General features: G+C 59.5%; 16 protein-coding genes. 7 read left to right on the top strand and 9 right to left on the bottom strand.

Annotation, left to right across the window (positions count from 1 at the left end; genetic code table 11):
• Positions 1-88: 88 nt before the first annotated feature.
• On the top strand, positions 89-322 hold the full coding sequence (locus tag KQ933_RS12960; protein WP_216755267.1) for a type II toxin-antitoxin system Phd/YefM family antitoxin: 234 nt from the start codon (positions 89-91) through the stop codon (positions 320-322).
• Positions 319-720, top strand: a complete 402-nt coding sequence (locus KQ933_RS12955) for a type II toxin-antitoxin system VapC family toxin (RefSeq protein WP_216755266.1) — start codon at positions 319-321, stop codon at positions 718-720. The genes KQ933_RS12960 and KQ933_RS12955 overlap by 4 nt, the downstream gene beginning before the upstream one ends.
• A 3-nt stretch (positions 721-723) precedes the next feature.
• Here KQ933_RS12955 and KQ933_RS12950 read toward each other — a convergent pair whose 3' ends face one another.
• Both KQ933_RS12950 and KQ933_RS12945 read right to left on the bottom strand, forming a co-directional pair.
• Positions 724-1,488: a GntR family transcriptional regulator gene (locus KQ933_RS12950; RefSeq protein ID WP_216755265.1), complete on the bottom strand. Its 765-nt coding sequence runs from the start codon at positions 1,486-1,488 to the stop codon at positions 724-726.
• Positions 1,485-2,369: an N-acetylglucosamine kinase gene (locus tag KQ933_RS12945; protein WP_216755264.1), complete on the bottom strand. Its 885-nt coding sequence runs from the start codon at positions 2,367-2,369 to the stop codon at positions 1,485-1,487. Before KQ933_RS12945 ends, KQ933_RS12950 begins: the two co-directional genes overlap by 4 nt.
• A gap of 532 nt (positions 2,370-2,901) precedes the next feature.
• Between KQ933_RS12945 and KQ933_RS12940 the strand changes: the two genes are divergently transcribed.
• The 5 genes from KQ933_RS12940 (at position 2,902) to KQ933_RS12920 (ending at position 8,237) form a co-directional block, all read left to right on the top strand.
• Positions 2,902-4,161, top strand: a complete 1,260-nt coding sequence (locus KQ933_RS12940; RefSeq protein WP_216755263.1) for an ABC transporter substrate-binding protein — start codon at positions 2,902-2,904, stop codon at positions 4,159-4,161.
• Positions 4,162-4,360: 199 nt separating this feature from the next.
• The gene (locus KQ933_RS12935; RefSeq protein WP_216755262.1) at positions 4,361-5,305 is read left to right on the top strand and encodes a carbohydrate ABC transporter permease; all 945 of its coding nucleotides are present in this window, start codon (positions 4,361-4,363) and stop codon (positions 5,303-5,305) included.
• Between the two features lie 13 nt (positions 5,306-5,318).
• Positions 5,319-6,161, top strand: coding sequence for a carbohydrate ABC transporter permease (locus KQ933_RS12930; RefSeq protein ID WP_183731225.1), 843 nt, complete (start codon positions 5,319-5,321; stop codon positions 6,159-6,161).
• A 47-nt stretch (positions 6,162-6,208) separates the two neighbouring features.
• Positions 6,209-7,225, top strand: coding sequence for a Gfo/Idh/MocA family protein (locus KQ933_RS12925; RefSeq protein WP_253958329.1), 1,017 nt, complete (start codon positions 6,209-6,211; stop codon positions 7,223-7,225).
• 10 nt (positions 7,226-7,235) lie between these two features.
• Positions 7,236-8,237 carry an ABC transporter ATP-binding protein gene (locus tag KQ933_RS12920; RefSeq protein WP_216755260.1) on the top strand — a complete coding sequence of 334 codons (1,002 nt, stop codon included), beginning with the start codon at positions 7,236-7,238 and terminating at the stop codon, positions 8,235-8,237.
• A 67-nt stretch (positions 8,238-8,304) separates the two neighbouring features.
• On the opposite strand, the gene KQ933_RS12915 is transcribed toward KQ933_RS12920, so the two are convergent.
• The 7 genes from KQ933_RS12915 to KQ933_RS12885 all read right to left on the bottom strand — a co-directional run bounded on the left by KQ933_RS12915 (position 8,305) and on the right by KQ933_RS12885 (position 15,162).
• Positions 8,305-8,610 (bottom strand): NIPSNAP family protein, encoded by a 306-nt coding sequence (locus KQ933_RS12915; protein ID WP_216755259.1) that lies wholly within the window; start codon positions 8,608-8,610, stop codon positions 8,305-8,307.
• Between the two features lie 58 nt (positions 8,611-8,668).
• Positions 8,669-10,006: an MFS transporter gene (locus KQ933_RS12910; protein WP_216755258.1), complete on the bottom strand. Its 1,338-nt coding sequence runs from the start codon at positions 10,004-10,006 to the stop codon at positions 8,669-8,671.
• A 164-nt stretch (positions 10,007-10,170) separates the two neighbouring features.
• Positions 10,171-11,232 carry an ABC transporter ATP-binding protein gene (locus KQ933_RS12905; protein WP_216755257.1) on the bottom strand — a complete coding sequence of 354 codons (1,062 nt, stop codon included), beginning with the start codon at positions 11,230-11,232 and terminating at the stop codon, positions 10,171-10,173.
• A 12-nt stretch (positions 11,233-11,244) separates the two neighbouring features.
• Positions 11,245-12,033 carry an ABC transporter permease gene (locus tag KQ933_RS12900; protein WP_216755256.1) on the bottom strand — a complete coding sequence of 263 codons (789 nt, stop codon included), beginning with the start codon at positions 12,031-12,033 and terminating at the stop codon, positions 11,245-11,247.
• Positions 12,030-12,923: an ABC transporter permease subunit gene (locus KQ933_RS12895; protein ID WP_216755255.1), complete on the bottom strand. Its 894-nt coding sequence runs from the start codon at positions 12,921-12,923 to the stop codon at positions 12,030-12,032. The genes KQ933_RS12900 and KQ933_RS12895 overlap by 4 nt, the downstream gene beginning before the upstream one ends.
• A gap of 72 nt (positions 12,924-12,995) precedes the next feature.
• A complete protein-coding gene (locus tag KQ933_RS12890) occupies positions 12,996-14,099 on the bottom strand; it encodes an ABC transporter substrate-binding protein (RefSeq protein ID WP_216755254.1) in 1,104 nt (367 codons plus the stop codon).
• A gap of 190 nt (positions 14,100-14,289) precedes the next feature.
• Positions 14,290-15,162 carry a MurR/RpiR family transcriptional regulator gene (locus tag KQ933_RS12885; RefSeq protein ID WP_216755253.1) on the bottom strand — a complete coding sequence of 291 codons (873 nt, stop codon included), beginning with the start codon at positions 15,160-15,162 and terminating at the stop codon, positions 14,290-14,292.
• Positions 15,163-15,301: the final 139 nt, after the last annotated feature.

Below are 15,301 nucleotides of genomic sequence, written 5' to 3'. Positions count from 1 at the left end.
GATGTGCCTCATAATTCCCTGCCTTCAGGGCCTTTCAGCTTGGAGGTCAAGATGGTATATTTAGCTAAGTTAGCTAATGAGGGCAGTCATGCAAGTTACCATTCATGCCGCCAAGACCAACCTGTCGAAGTTGATTGACGCCGCCCTTTCCGGTGAGGAAGTTGTGATCGCCAAGGGGCGCAAGCCTGTCGTGAAGATCGTGCCGATCGGCCAAGCAACCTTCAAGATCGGCCTGTTGAAGGGGCAAGTCGGTGGTAAGGGGCCTGACTTCTTCGAGCCATTGGATGAAGAAGAACTCGCATCCTGGGAAGGGGCTGAGTGAATACGCTTCTGCTCGATACGCATGCCTGGGCATGGTCGCTGACCGGCGACGATCGTCTCTCGACCAAGGCGATTGCCATGATCGAAAAGGCCGAGACTATTTTCGTCAGCCCCCTATCTCTGTTTGAGATCGGCCAGAAGGTTCGTCTCGGCAAGTGGCCAGAGATGGAACCTTTCATCGAGCGGCTCGCAGATCTTTTGCAGGAGCAGGGCGGTATCATTGCCGCGTTGACGCCGGACATATGTCTGACAGCCGCCGTTATGGACTGGCACCATCGCGATCCCTTCGATCGGCTGCTTGCGGCCACTGCCATGCAGAATGGAATACCCATCATCTCCGCCGACGTCGTCTTCGACGAACTTGGCGGCAATGAGCTTTGGATCGCCCGCTTCTGGTAAGGCTTACGTTGCCCCGATCGTCAGTTCGGCGACGAAGTCATAGGCATCGCCGCGATAGAGGGAGCGGGTGAATTCCACCGCGCGGCCGGAGCCGAGATAGGAGATGCGCTCGATCGAAAGCCCGGCCTGACCGACGGGCACGCCGAGCAGTTGGGCGTCGGCTTCCTTCATGTTGGTCGCGGATATGCGCTGGACGGCGCGGACGGGGCGCACGCCGCGGCGCTCCAGTTCGGCATAAAGCGAGTTGGTCACGGAGGAGGGGTCGGGCAGGAATTCGCCCGAGACGCTCGCATGTTCGATCGCCAAGGGCTGGTCGTCGGCGATACGCAGGCGCGACAGCCGCGAGACCTTGATGTCGGTGCCGAGGCCGAGGATCATCATCTCGTCGGGCGAGGGCGTGTGGACGCCCTTGTGCAGCCATTCGGAGCGGGCGGTCATGCCGCGCCGGGCCATATCCTCGGTGAAGGAGGTGAGCTGCGACAGGCGCTGTTCGACCTTCGAAACCGGCTTGGCGACGAAGGTGCCGGAGCCGTGGCGGCGCACCAGCAGGCCGTCGGCCACAAGCTCGTCGATCGCCTTGCGCACGGTGACGCGGCTGACGGCGGCAAATTCGGCGATGTCGCGTTCCGGCGGCAGGGCGTCGCCATGGGCGAGGGTGCCGGTGCGGACGGCATCTTCCAGTGTGCGGCGCAGCTTCACATAGAGCGGGCCGGTGCCGCCGGCCTGAAGGCGTGCAGGTGAGAGGATGGTGGCGAGATCGTCAGTCATGCCGCACCTCTCTGCCGTTGGTTCAGGAGTTTGACGGCGAGATCGACCGCGCCCCGCAGCGCGTCGGCTTTCGGCTCCGACAGCAGCGCCTTGTGTCGGTCGGCAATCCAGGGGTGATAGGCTTTCGCCAGTCCGCCAAGCAGACAGATGGACGGGCACTCCGGCCAGGACAGCGCGTCGAGGCTTTCGTCGATGGCGCGCGCCGCATCCTTGATGATCTCGATTGCCGTGGCATCGCCGGCCAGCGCGCCTTCGAAGACCATGGGCGCGTAACGCGCAAAATCCGTTGGCCGGGCCGTATGGGCGAATTCGACGACGCGTTCCGGATCGTTGTCGTATTCGGCCAGGAGCCTATCGGTCAGCGACGAGGCAGTGCGGACCTTGTCATAAGCAAGCAAGGATCTTTCCAAGAGATCGCGGCCAAGACGGGCGCCGCTTGCCTGATCGCCGACGATGGAGCCCCAGCCGCCGATGCCATGCAGCTTGCCGTTCCGGCGCGCATTATAGACGGAGCCGGTTCCGAAAGCGCCGACAATGCCATCGGCGTCGCCGAGTGCGCCCTGCAGCGAAATCAGCGCATCAGTGACGACTCGTGCATTCCTGAAGGGCAGGGCCTTTTCGATGCGCTTGCCGTAGTCGCCGACGTTGGCGCCGGCGACACCGACGACTGCGGAGGCGGTGGAAGCGGTTTCACTTTCGAGCCCCGCATCGCGAAGGGCAGCCCGAGCGGCTTCGACGATATTGACGCGAGAGGTTTCTAGGTCGGAAAGGATATTGGCAGGGCCAGCCCTGCCGTGGCCGATGACATTGCCCATTCTGTCCGCAACTGCGGCCCGGCAGCTTGTTCCACCGCCATCTATGCCGATTGCAAGTTCCGTCATCGGACCTCCGGATACGCCGTTCCCTTGTGTTTTTTAATACAATACCAAAAAAATACCATTTACCAAGTGGAAATGATCAGGAAATTGTCCGTTTTTATCCTATTGATTTTATATGATAAAATTTTTTAATCAATTTTCTCGGGCTCAGAAGTTAATTTCGGCTGGACAATTGGTATTTTTTTGGCCTTAATTCCGGAAAAGGGAACAGCGTATCGAGGCATGTGAAAACCGGCAAAGAAAAACAGCGCCGGCCAGGTTTCGAGAAAGGTGCAGACAGTGATCCGAAGGGCTGGCAAGGCTCGCGGATGTGTGAGGCATCTTTCAAGCTTTCCCTTACTTTTCAGGCGCCCGGTTCAGCGTATCGGGAGGGCGCACCATCCGGCCGGAAGCAATCGTCTTCCGTGTCGACAGAGCTTCGGGGCCGGCAATCTTGGCGGCTCTAAAAGGGGCGTTGGGTGTTTCCTCAGGCACGCCAACCGCTTGTTCCAGATCGAAAACAGCGCCTTGCGGCGCTTAAAAACAGGAGAGGGAAATGAAAAACACTGCTCTGAAAAGCCTGCTGCTTGCCTCCAGCCTGCTGTCGTCGGCTGGCCTCGTTCATGCCGCCGACGTGACGCTCACGGTCGAAAGCTGGCGTAACGACGACCTGCAGATCTGGCAGGAAAAGATCATCCCGGCTTTCGAAGCCAAGAACCCGGGCATCAAGATCGTCTTCTCGCCGACCGCTCCGACTGAATACAATGCTTCGCTGAACGCCAAGCTCGACGCCGGTTCCGCAGGCGACATCATTACCTGCCGTCCGTTCGACGCATCGCTCGAGCTCTTCAACAAGAAGCAGCTCGTCGACATCACCAGCCTGTCCGGCATGGAAAACTTCTCGCCGGTCGCCAAGGCTGCATGGTCGACAGACGATGGCAAGTCGACCTTCTGCGTACCGATGGCTTCGGTCATCCACGGCTTCATCTACAACAAGGATGCCTTCGACAAGCTCGGCATCGCTGTTCCGAAGACGGAAGACGAGTTCTTCGCTGCCCTCGACAAGATCAAGGCCGACGGTACCTACATCCCGCTCGCCATGGGCACGAAGGACCTCTGGGAAGCCGCAACCATGGGCTACCAGAACATCGGCCCGAACTACTGGAAGGGTGAAGAGGGCCGCGAAGCCCTGATCGCCGGCAAGCAGAAACTGACCGATCCCGAATGGGTCAAGCCCTATGAAGAGCTTGCCAAGTGGAAGCCCTATCTGGGCGACGGTTTCGAAGCCCAGACCTATTCGGACAGCCAGAACCTCTTCACGCTCGGCCGCGCCGCCATCTATCCGGCCGGTTCGTGGGAAATCGCGCTGTTCAACACGCAGGCGCAGTTCAAGATGGGGGCCTTCCCGCCGCCGGTTCCGAAGGCTGGCGACCAGGGCTACATCTCCGATCATCCGGATATCGGCGTTGCACTGAACGCCAAGAGCACGCACCAGGAAGAAGCCAAGAAGTTTCTCAGCTGGGTTGCTTCGCCTGAGTTTGCCGATATCTATGCCAACTCCCTGCCGGGCTTCTTCAGCCTGAACTCCAACCCGGTCAAGATGAGCGATCCGTTGGCTCAGGAATTCGTTTCCTGGCGCGGCCCGTACAAGTCGACCGTCCGCTCGACCTATCAGATCCTGTCGCGCGGTACGCCGAATCTCGAAAACGAGACCTGGGTTGAATCGGCAAACGTCATCAATGGCACGGATACGCCTGCCGTTGCTGCCGAAAAGCTCCAGAAGGGCCTCGACAGCTGGTACAAGCCGGCGAAGTAAGCTGAAAGCATGAGAGGAGGGCGGCAATCGGGTTGCCGCCCTCGTTCCCGTATCCTCGGCCAGGCTGGGGATGTCACAGGAACCTAGCCACGCAAAGTCTTTCGCGTGAAAGAGTCTCCCGCACCGCTGAAGCGGCGCTGCTCGATCCCCGTCGTGAACAGGGATGAGGGAGAGAACGAAGCCAAAAGCGAGCCAAGTAATGACCGATCAGACATCGGCAATTCCTGAACCGATTAAGCGTCCTATCCGCTGGCATATCGGAATCTTCCTTCTTCCGGCCTTCATCGTCTATTCGGCGATCATGATCCTGCCGCTGATCGAAACGCTCCGGCTTTCTTTCTACAATACGGTCGACGGCGCCCCGGCGTTTGTCGGTTTCGCCAATTACAAGGTTCTTTTCGGCGATGCCCGCTGGGTGCATGACTTCTGGAATGCGCTCCGCAACAACGTCATCTTCTTCATCATCCATATGTGCGTTCAGAACCCGATCGGGATTGCGCTTGCGGCCCTGCTGTCGACGCCTCGACTGCGCTTTGTTGCCTTCTATCGGACGGCGATCTTCCTGCCGACGCTGCTCTCCTTCGTTATCGTCGGTTTCATCTGGAAGCTGATCCTCTCTCCGATCTGGGGCGTCGCACCCTGGCTGATGAGCCTCGTCGGCCTGAAGTGGGCCTTTGCGCCCTGGCTCGGCCAGTCCGGCCCTGCGCTGATCGCAGTGTCGCTGATCTCCAACTGGCAATATATCGGCATCCCGATGATGCTGATCTATGCTGCCCTTCTCAGCATTCCCGAGGAAGTCATCGAGGCTGCCGAATGCGACGGCATTACCGGCTGGGCGCAGTTCTGGAAGATCAAGCTGCCGCTGGTCCTGCCGGCAATCGGCATAATCTCGATCCTCACCTTCGTCGGCAATTTCAACGCCTTCGATCTGATCTACACGGTGCAGGGCGCGCTTGCCGGCCCCGACATGTCGACGGATATTCTGGGCACGCTGCTCTATCGTACCTTCTTCGGCTTCCAGCTGCAGCTCGGCGACCGCTCCATGGGCGCGACGATCGCAACGGTCATGTTCCTGATCATCCTTGCCGGCGTCTCCTTCTATCTTTTCGCCATCCAGCGGCGCATGCGCCGCTACCAGTTCTGAGGAATGTGAGCCCATGTCGAACAGAGCGCGCACATCCCCGATCCGCACCGGCCTCGTGCATCTGGCGCTGGTTGGCTACACGCTAATTGCCATCTTCCCGGTGTTCCTGACGATCATCAATTCGTTCAAGGATCGCAACTCGATCTTCCGGTCGCCGCTGCAGGTGCCGACGCCGTCCACCTTCAGCCTCGTTGGTTACCAGACGGTGCTGGGGCAGGGTGACTTCGCCACCTATTTCCAGAACAGCTTCATCGTGACGATCGTGGCGATCTTCCTCGTGCTGCTGTTCGGGGCCATGGCCGCCTTCGCACTGTCGGAATATCGCTTCAGGGGCAATACGCTTGTTGGCCTCTACATGGCGATCGGCATCATGATCCCGATCCGCCTCGGCACGGTCGCCATCCTGCAGGGCATGGTCGCGACCGGCCTCGTCAATACGCTGACGGCGCTGATCCTGGTCTATACGGCGCAGGGCATACCGCTGGCAATCTTCATCCTGTCGGAATTCATGCGCACCGTGTCCGACGACCTGAAGAATGCCGGGCGCATCGACGGGCTTTCGGAATATGCGATCTTCTTCCGCCTCGTGCTGCCGCTGGTGCGGCCGGCAATGGCGACGGTCGCCGTCTTCACGATGATCCCGATCTGGAACGACCTATGGTTTCCGCTGATCCTGGCGCCGTCGGAAGCCACCAAGACCGTGACGCTCGGCTCGCAGATCTTCATCGGCCAGTTCGTCACCAACTGGAATGCGGTTCTGGCAGCACTGTCGCTCGCGATCCTGCCGATCCTCGTTCTCTACGTCATCTTCTCGCGGCAGCTGATCCGCGGCATTACCTCGGGAGCCGTCAAGTGAGCCAATCCGAAAAGCCGATCCGCGTCCTCGTCGCCGGCCTCGGCAATATGGGCCGCAGCCATGCGCTCGCCTATCACAACAATCCGAACTACGAGATCGTCGGCCTCGTCAACCGCTCCAAGCCGTCGCAACTGGCACCGGAGCTGGAGCAGTACACGATCCATCCGGATTTCATGGCCGCACTTGCCGAATTGAAGCCGGATCTCTGCTCGATCAACACCTATTCCGACAGCCATGCCGATTATGCGGTGGCCGCCTTCGAGGCCGGCTGCGACGTCTTCGTTGAAAAGCCGCTCGCAACGACCGTTGCCGATGCGGAGCGTGTCGTGGCAGCGGCGAAGAAAGCGAAGAAGAAGCTGGTGATCGGCTATATCCTTCGCCATCACCCCTCTTGGATCAAGCTGATCGAGGAAGCGCGGAAGCTCGGTGGTCCCTATGTCTTCCGCATGAACCTCAATCAGCAATCCAGCGGGCCGACCTGGGCAACGCATAAGTCACTGATGCAGACGACCTCGCCGATCGTCGATTGCGGCGTCCATTATGTCGATGTCATGTGCCAGATCACCGATGCTAGGGCGGTCGAGGTGCGTGGCATGGGCCTGCGCCTGTCGAACGAGATCGCGCCGGATATGTACAATTACGGTCACCTGCAGGTTCTTTACGAGGACGGTTCCGTCGGCTGGTACGAGGCCGGCTGGGGGCCGATGATTTCCGAGACGGCCTTCTTCGTGAAGGACGTCATGTCGCCGAACGGCGCCGTTTCGATCGTCATGGACCCGAAGGCGAAGTCCGACGACATCGACACGCATACCAAGACTTCCGTCATCCGCCTGCATACGGCAGAGACCGGGCCTGACGGCAAATTCATCCGTCCCGATCAGGACATGACCATGGAAGGCGAGCCGGGTCATCAGGCGCTTTGCGACCTGGAACAGGCATTCGTGGCGCGCGCTATCAACGAGGATCTGGACCTTACCCGCCATATAGATGATGCCGTAGCCTCGCTGCGCATCTGTCTTGCCGCCGACGAGAGCGTGCGAACCGGCCGACCGGTTAGACTATAAGGAAAGACTAGTGGGATCGCTTCAACTCAAATCCATCCGCAAGGCCTACGGCAAGCATGACGTGCTGAAGGGCATCGACCTCGAGGTCAAGGACGGCGAATTCGTCATCTTCGTCGGCCCCTCCGGCTGCGGGAAATCGACCCTGCTGCGCAGCATCGCCGGCCTGGAAGACGTGACATCAGGTGCCGTCATCATCAATGGCCGCGACGAGACGCTGACGCCACCGGCCAAGCGCGGCATCGCCATGGTGTTCCAGTCCTACGCGCTCTATCCGCACCTGACGGTCAAGGACAATATGGGCCTCGGCCTCAAGCAGGCGGGTACGGCGAAGGACGAGATCGAAAAGCGCGTCTCCGAGGCGTCCTCGATGCTGTCGCTGGAACAATATCTCGCCCGCCGCCCGGCCGAACTTTCGGGTGGCCAGCGCCAGCGCGTTGCGATCGGCCGTGCGATCGTGCGCGAGCCGGAGCTCTTCCTGTTCGATGAACCGCTTTCCAACCTCGATGCGGCGCTGCGCGTGCAGACGCGCCTCGAGATCGCCCGCCTGCATCGCAGCCTCAAGGCGACGATGATCTATGTCACCCACGATCAGGTCGAAGCCATGACGCTTGCCGACAAGATCGTGGTGTTGAATGCCGGTGCGATCGAACAGATCGGCTCGCCGATGGACCTCTATAACCGCCCGGCCAATGTCTTTGTCGCTGGCTTCATCGGCTCGCCGCAGATGAACTTTATTTCCGGCGACAAGGTGGGGGATGCCGATGCAAAAACCGTCGGTATCCGCCCCGAGCATCTGACGCTCTCGCGCGACAGCGGCACCTGGAAGGCGAAGACTGTGCATGTCGAGCATCTTGGCGCTGACACCATCGTCTATCTGGAATCCGAGCAGTGCGGCCTGTTGACCGCGCGTCTCTTCGGTGAGCATAAATACGAGCCCGACGAGATCGTCTATGCGACGCCGGACGAAAGCCATATCCACCGCTTCGACGCGAACGATCAAGCGATCCGGTAATTGTGTCTACGTATGAAAAGCCCCGCCAAGCTGGGCTTTTCATTTCAGACAATTGATAGAGCCGTCTTCACCGGAGAACCGGACGCATGAAGCTGCGCTCATAGCTGATGATGCTGCGGTTACGCTTGTCGAGATCGAAGGCGGCCTGGCATTCTGGGTCGCTTGCCATCCGGGTGCGATAGTCCTCATAGGCGGCGAGGCTCGGGAAGGAAAACAGCGCAACCGCAATGTTGTTGGCGCCTTCTGACGGCAGGAAATAGCCGTGATGGGTACCGCCCATCCTGTTGACAATCGGAATCCAGAGCCGGGCGTATTCCTCGAATTCGGCGACCTTGTATGGATCGATGACGTATCGCAGATAGCAGGTAATCATTGAAATATCCCATTGTGGAAAAAGCCGGGCGACTGGCCGTCCGGCGTGTGTTGCACGTTCAGGTTCGGGAGGTCAGCCGGTCTGTCAGTTCCTCGATGCCGACTTCGGCCTCGATGCTGTCTCCCTTGACCAGAAGGTAGAGGCCGAGGCCGAAGGTAAGGGCGGCGATGAACAGCAGATAATAGGCATGTGCCATCGGGTTGATCGGGAGCAGGGCGGCGACGGCAAGCGGTGTCAGTCCGCCGAAGATCGCATAGGAAACATTGTAGGAGAAGGAGAGGCCGCTGAAGCGGACGCGGGCCGGGAAGGCGCGCACCATCACATAAGGCACTGCGCCGACCATGCCGACGGCGAGGCCCATGATGGCATAGAGCATGAAGAGCACCGTCAGCGAAACTGCGGCATAGCTGTAGAAGGCGAAGGTGGCGATGGCGAAGAAGATGCTCGATACCAGGAAGAACCGGCCTGAGCCGACACGATCGACGATTGCACCCGCTGCCGCCGTGCCGAAGATCAGGAACAGCGTGCCGAAGCTCGTGGCAGCTAGCGATTGCTGGGCGGTATAGCCATACTGCTTCTGCAGAAACGTCGCCGTCATCAAGGTTGTCACCACGATGCCGGCGGACAGGATCCAGGTCAGCAGAATGGAGATCACGATACCGCGGGGATAGTCGCGCAGCACGGCCTTCAGCGGCAGTTCCGGCACCAGTGAGCGGCTCTGCTTCATCTCGGAGAAGATCGGCGTCTCCTGCAGCCAGCGGCGCAGATAGACGGCGATGAGGCCAAAGATGCCGCCGATGAAGAATGGCAGGCGCCATGCATAGGCAGCGATATCGTCGGGCGTGAAGACCGTATTGATGATCGTCGCGATGAAAGAGCCGAAGAGGATGCCGAGCGTCAGGCCCGAGCAGAGGAAGCCGCAGGCAAAACCGACGCGGCGGAAGGGTACATGCTCGGCGACGAAGGTCCAGGCGCCCGGAACCTCGCCGCCGATCGCCGCACCCTGGAGGACGCGCATCAGGATGAGAAGCATGGGTGCCGCAATGCCGATCGAGGCATAGGTCGGCATTGCGGCCATGCCGAGCGTCGAGAGCGCCATCAGCAGGATCGAGAAGGCGAAGACCTTCTTGCGGCCAAAGAGGTCGCCGAAATGGGCCAGTACGATGCCGCCGAGCGGCCTCACCAGATATCCGGCGGCGAAGATGCCGAAGGTCTGCAGCGTCACCAGCCAGTCCGGCATTTCCGGCGGGAAGAAAAGCTTGCCGATCACGGCTGCGAAGAAGATGAAGATGATGAAATCGTAGAATTCCAGCGCGCCGCCAAGGGCGGAAAGGCCAAGCGTGCGAAAATCCTGGGGGGTCAGGCTGCGGGGAGCGGAGGCTGTGATTGATGACATGATGGAGCACTTCGTGGATCGGTATGGTTGCTCCATGCGGCATGGCTCCCATCACTTCAAGCCCTTTATCGTGATGGCTTCATCACGTTTGCTGACAATGTTCTCGTCATAACGAAAAAAGGCGCCGCATCGGCGGCGCCCTCATCAAGACCGGTTTCTTCCAGTCAATCGCGGATGACGAGCAGATCGGCGGCCATGAAGCGGAGCGTCACGGTTTCGCCAGCAGCCGGCGGGGTGACGCCGGGGCTGTTGAACATGTCGAAGGAGATGACGTTGCCGCCGACATTCATTCGGGTTCGGATGACAGAACCCAGGAAGTGGGCGGAGACGACCTGACCGGTCAGAGCCGTATCGCTGTGTGTGCTTTCGGCAAGCGAACCGGCTTCGGGACGGAGTGCGAGCTGAACGGTATCGCCGGCCTTGTAGGTCTGGACAGATTGTTTCAGCGTCACAGCCTGATCACCGATCTGGATCCGGTTGCTGTCGGGGTCGACAACCTTGGCTTCGATGAGATTCAACGTGCCGACGAAGGATGCGACGAAGCGCGTTGCCGGCGTGTTGTAGATCTCAAAGGGCGTGCCGATCTGGTCTGCCTTGCCAGCGTTCATGACGACAATGCGGTCGGAGATCGAAAGCGCTTCTTCCTGGTCGTGCGTGACGAATACCGTGGTGATGCCGAGCGACTGCTGGATCTGGCGGATTTCCTCGCGCAGCGAAACGCGGATCTTGGCGTCGAGAGCGGACAGCGGCTCGTCGAGCAGCAGGACCTGCGGCTTGACGGCAAGGGCGCGGGCGAGTGCTACGCGCTGCTGCTGGCCACCCGACATCTGGTAAGGGAAGCGGTCTGCCAGGTGATCGAGCTTGATCAGGCCGAGCATTTCCTTGACGCGGGCGTCGATCGCAGGCTTCGGAGCACCCGCGACCTTGAGGCCGAAGGCGACGTTGTCATGCACGGACATGTTGGGGAACAGCGCATAGGCCTGAAAAACCATGCCGATATTGCGCTGGTTCGGTTTCAGCGAGCTCTGGTCTTTGCCATTGATCGTCAGCGTGCCACCGGTCGGCGTCTCAAAACCGGCGATCATGCGCAAAACGGTCGTCTTGCCGCAGCCTGACGGTCCGAGGAAAGAGACGAATTCCCCTTTCTCGATGTTCATGTTGAAGTTCTTGACGACCTGAGTCTGGCCGAAGGATTTCTGAATATTGGTCAGCGTAAGAAAGGACATGAGCCAAATACCTTATGCTTTAGCCGGGCGGGCTTTGCCAAAGCGAGAAACGAGGTTGAGCAGGCCCATGCTGAGCCAGGTGATCGAGAATGCGATGACCGCAAGCGCGGAGGGTTCATAGGCCTTGTTTGCACCGACGAGTTGCAGGTAGGGACCGAAGGCTGGACGGTTCAGAAGTGCTGCGAAGGTGAATTCGCCCATGACGATAGCGAGCGTGATGAAGGCGCCCGAGAGCACGCCGCTCATGACATTCGGGAAGATGCATTTGAACATGATCGTCATCCAGCTCGCACCGAGGCTTTCGGCTGCCTCCGTCAACGTGCGCACGTCGATGGCGCGCATGGCGGTATCGACGGAGCGGTACATGTAGGGCAGCGAGAGCGTGATGTAGGAGATGACCAGCAGGATGTTCGTGCCCGTCGTATAGCCCGTCAGCGGCAGGATCGATGACGAGTTGTACATGCGCAGGTAGCCGAACACGATGACGATCGCCGGAATGACAAGCGGCAGCAGCGTGATGAACTCGACGACCTGACGCATCTGCGGCAGGCGCAGGCGCACCCAATAGGCCGTCGGCACGACGAGCAGCATGCCGAAGACGATGGTAAGCGCCGCCATCAGCATGGAGTAACCGAAGGTCTCGCGGAACTGGACGTCCGAAAAGACTGATTGATAGGCGTCGAAACTATAGGTGCCGCGACGCATACGCAGCGAAAACTCGATGGTGCCGATCAGTGGAATGACGAAATAGGACGCGCCGATGATAATGGCGATCCAGGCTCCGAGACGTTGAGCTTTCATTTCTGCCACCGTTCGGCGCGCATGCGCAGCATGAGGTAAAGGATATTGGAGACGCCGGTTATGACGATCATGCCGAGCGCGATGGCGTATCCAAGGTTGGCGTTATGCAGAACGTCACCACGGATCTGCGCGTAGAGCAGGATTGGCACGATGTTCAGTGAGCTGCCTGTCAGCGCGAAAGCGGTAGCGATGGCGCCGAAGGCGTTGGCGAAGAGCAGCAGCGCTGTGCCGAGCAGGCTCGGCCAGAGGATCGGCAGGGCGACCATCGTCCAGTATTGACGGTTGGTGGCGCCGAGGATCTCAGCGGCTTCGCGCCATTCCTTCTTCATGCCGTCGAGCGCCGGTGTCAGGATCAGCACCATCAGCGGGATCTGGAAATACATGTAGGTGATGGTGAGGCCGAAGAAGGAGAGCAGGTTGAAGCCGGTGCCATAGAGATTGAAGCCGAACCATTCCCGCAAGAAAACGGTCACGAGGCCGGTGCGGCCGAGCGTAGCGAGGAAGGCGAAGGCGAGCGGCACGCCGGCGAAATTCGAGGCGACGCCGGAGAAGGTCAGAAGCGTCGAGCGCACCCAGCTGGGCAGTCCGCCGAGCACGACGGCCCAGGCGAGGAAGAAGCCGATCAGCGCGCCGCCGAGAGCCGACGCCACCGAGACGCGAATACTGATCCAGTAGGCGCTGATAATGGATGGAGTGAAGAGATCGCCGATGTTCTTCAGCGTGAAATCGCCCTCGGGCGTAAGGAAGGCGCCCGCCACGAGATAAAGTGTGGGGATGATCAGGAATAGCAGGGAGAAAATAATGAAGGGTGCAATGCCCAGCCAGTCGATCACGCGGTCTTTGTTGATCAAGGGGGCGCTGCTCACCATAGGCGTTGAAACGGTGCTCATGGAAAAGCTCATCCTGGGGCGTCGGAGTGACAAAGCCTCCCCGCCTTTTGGGCGGAGAGGCAGGATCGGATGTTACTTGACGCTGGCGCCGACGACGGAATCCCAGTTCTTGGTGATGGTTTCCTTGCCTGCTGCCTGTTCTTCGAGCGTCGGGAAGACGGCCTTTTCATAGGCTGCCGCCGGCGGCAGCTTGTCGAGCAGGTCCTTCGGGATCTTGTTGTTCTTGGCAAGATCGTTGAAGCGGATCGGGTGGCAGTAGCCCTTCAGCCAGCCGAGCTGACCTTCGTCGGAATACAGATATTCCATCCAGAGCTTGGCAGCGTTCGGGTGCGGAGCGAACGCGGAGATGGCCTGGACGTAGACGCCGGCAACGACGCCCGTCTTCGGAACGACGACTTCGAAGGGAGGATTGCCCTTCAGGCTTTCACCCCAGGAAAGCGCGTTGTAGTCCCAGGCGACGATGATCGGCGTGGAGCCCTGCGCGAAGGGAGCAGCCTTGCCGACAACAGGTACGAAGTTGCCGGCCTTGTTCAGTTCGGCGAAGAACTTCAGGCCTTCTTCGCCTGCCTTGGCTGCGTCACCGCCGGATGCGGAAAGACCTGCAGCATAGACGCCTTGGACGGCCTGGTTGGCGGAGCGCGGATCGCCTGCGAGAGCAACGCTGTTTGCGTAATCGCTCTTCTTCAGATCGGCCCAATCGGCCGGCGATTCTTTGACGAGGTCCTTGTTCACGAGGAACGAGAGAACGCCGTAATAGTCGCCGTACCAGTAACCTTCTGCATCCTTGGCGGAATCTGGGATCGAATCCCAGGTGGAGACCTTGTAAGGCTGAATCAGGCCATCCTTCTTAGCGGACGGACCAAAAGAGAGACCGACGTCGATGACATCGGGAGCCTGCGGGCCGGTGTTGCCCTTGTTGGCCTTGATGGCTTCGACTTCGTCACCCGAGCCGGCATCCGGGTTCAGTTCGTTGACTTCCAGGCCGTACTTGGCCTTGAAGCCGGCAATGACGTCGCCATAGCCACACCAGTCGTGCGGGAGGGCGATCGTGGTCAGCGTGCCTTCCTTCTTCGCGGCAGCAATAAGTTCAGCGCTCGGTTCTGCAGCAGCAATCGCGGTCGAAGCCACGATCATCGCAGTAGAAAGCGACAGAAGTCGAGAAATGTTAGAGATCACTGTAGTTCTCCTTCGGGTTTTCAGTGTCCGGCGATGCTGTTAATGAGCTTACATGAAGCTTGTATGACAGTTGCGTGACGTTAATTTTGCCATGAATAGCAGGCATTTGCAGCAGATGTTTCATTTGCGACGGGCTGTTCTGTTTCCGCGAGATCCGTCGTTGTTTTTGCCCCTTTTTTAGTTGTCCCTCCTAACCGGGTTTGCGGAAAAGCCGGGTCTGTTCGAACAGGCCTTCCAGCGTTTTCATGCGCTCCTTCGTCTCGTCCCATGTCGAGTTCTGCACCGCTTCGATGAGTGCCTCGACGATGAAGAGCGTGACGACGGAGGAATCCCATGCCGACGGCGCCTCGATCTGTACACGAAAGGCGTGACGGGCGAGCTTGGCGGCGGGCGAAGCCCACTGGTCGGTGAAGACGATGATTTCGGCTCCGCGCTTGCGGGCGGCAGTGGCAAGGCTCACCATTTCCTGCTCGTAGCGGCGGATATCGAAGATGATGAGCAGATCGCCCGGATTCATATTGAGGACATATTGCGGCCAGCTCGACGAGTTGGAGGAGAGCAGCGCCGTGTTCGGGCGAATGACCTGCATATGGGTGAAGAAGTACTCGGCAAGTGCGCCGGTGATACGTCCGCCAACGAAATAGAGCGTGCGCTTGCGGTCCGAGAGCAGGGCGGCGACGCTGTCGAAGGTTGCCGTATCGAGATCGGAGAGCGTCTGGCGCAGATTGCCCATGATGGCATCGGCGAAGCGGTTCAATATATGGGTGCCCGGCGCGTTCTGAGCCCAGCGATCGTGTTTGGCGATCGGGTTGGAAATCGTTGCCTCGACTTCCTGGTGCAGATGCTGCTGGAAGTCCGGATAGCCCTTGTAGCCGAGCTTCTGGACCATGCGCACGACCGTCGGCGTGGAGACGCCGGCATTTTCGGCGATGGTGGTGATGCTGCCGAGACCGGAGACGGGGTAGTTGTCGAGCAGGCTTTCAGCCAATTGCTTCTCGGCGCGCGTAAGCACGCCGAAATACGAATGAATGACGTCCGAAACGGTCTTGGCCGCGACACTCACGTGATTTTGCTCCCCGGGATGGTCTAGCGCCACTTTCCCATTGAAAGTTAACAACGCTGTCACAATCCATGTCAATGACTGTCATGAAAAGAAATTTTCAGAGTGCGCTTGACACTGCTGCGAACCTGAAGAATTCTTT

Source organism: Rhizobium sp. WYJ-E13 (assembly GCF_018987265.1).
Taxonomy (GTDB): Bacteria; Pseudomonadota; Alphaproteobacteria; order Rhizobiales; family Rhizobiaceae; genus Rhizobium.
The sequence above is the reverse complement of the archived record's forward strand: the minus strand, read 5'-3'. Positions and strand labels throughout refer to the sequence as shown.

What these genes read in the sequence shown, in the direction of transcription:
- KQ933_RS12930 (WP_183731225.1), top strand. Translation starts at nt 5,319, where the DNA reads ATGTCGAACAGAGCGCGCACATCCCCGATCCGCACCGGCCTCGTGCAT.
- KQ933_RS12940 (WP_216755263.1), top strand. Translation starts at nt 2,902, where the DNA reads ATGAAAAACACTGCTCTGAAAAGCCTGCTGCTTGCCTCCAGCCTGCTG.
- KQ933_RS12915 (WP_216755259.1), bottom strand. Translation starts at nt 8,610, where the DNA reads ATGATTACCTGCTATCTGCGATACGTCATCGATCCATACAAGGTCGCC.
- KQ933_RS12945 (WP_216755264.1), bottom strand. Translation starts at nt 2,369, where the DNA reads ATGACGGAACTTGCAATCGGCATAGATGGCGGTGGAACAAGCTGCCGG.
- KQ933_RS12900 (WP_216755256.1), bottom strand. Translation starts at nt 12,033, where the DNA reads ATGAAAGCTCAACGTCTCGGAGCCTGGATCGCCATTATCATCGGCGCG.
- KQ933_RS12950 (WP_216755265.1), bottom strand. Translation starts at nt 1,488, where the DNA reads ATGACTGACGATCTCGCCACCATCCTCTCACCTGCACGCCTTCAGGCC.
- KQ933_RS12910 (WP_216755258.1), bottom strand. Translation starts at nt 10,006, where the DNA reads ATGTCATCAATCACAGCCTCCGCTCCCCGCAGCCTGACCCCCCAGGAT.
- KQ933_RS12960 (WP_216755267.1), top strand. Translation starts at nt 89, where the DNA reads ATGCAAGTTACCATTCATGCCGCCAAGACCAACCTGTCGAAGTTGATT.
- KQ933_RS12925 (WP_253958329.1), top strand. Translation starts at nt 6,209, where the DNA reads ATGGGCCGCAGCCATGCGCTCGCCTATCACAACAATCCGAACTACGAG.
- KQ933_RS12895 (WP_216755255.1), bottom strand. Translation starts at nt 12,923, where the DNA reads ATGAGCACCGTTTCAACGCCTATGGTGAGCAGCGCCCCCTTGATCAAC.
- KQ933_RS12905 (WP_216755257.1), bottom strand. Translation starts at nt 11,232, where the DNA reads ATGTCCTTTCTTACGCTGACCAATATTCAGAAATCCTTCGGCCAGACT.
- KQ933_RS12935 (WP_216755262.1), top strand. Translation starts at nt 4,361, where the DNA reads ATGACCGATCAGACATCGGCAATTCCTGAACCGATTAAGCGTCCTATC.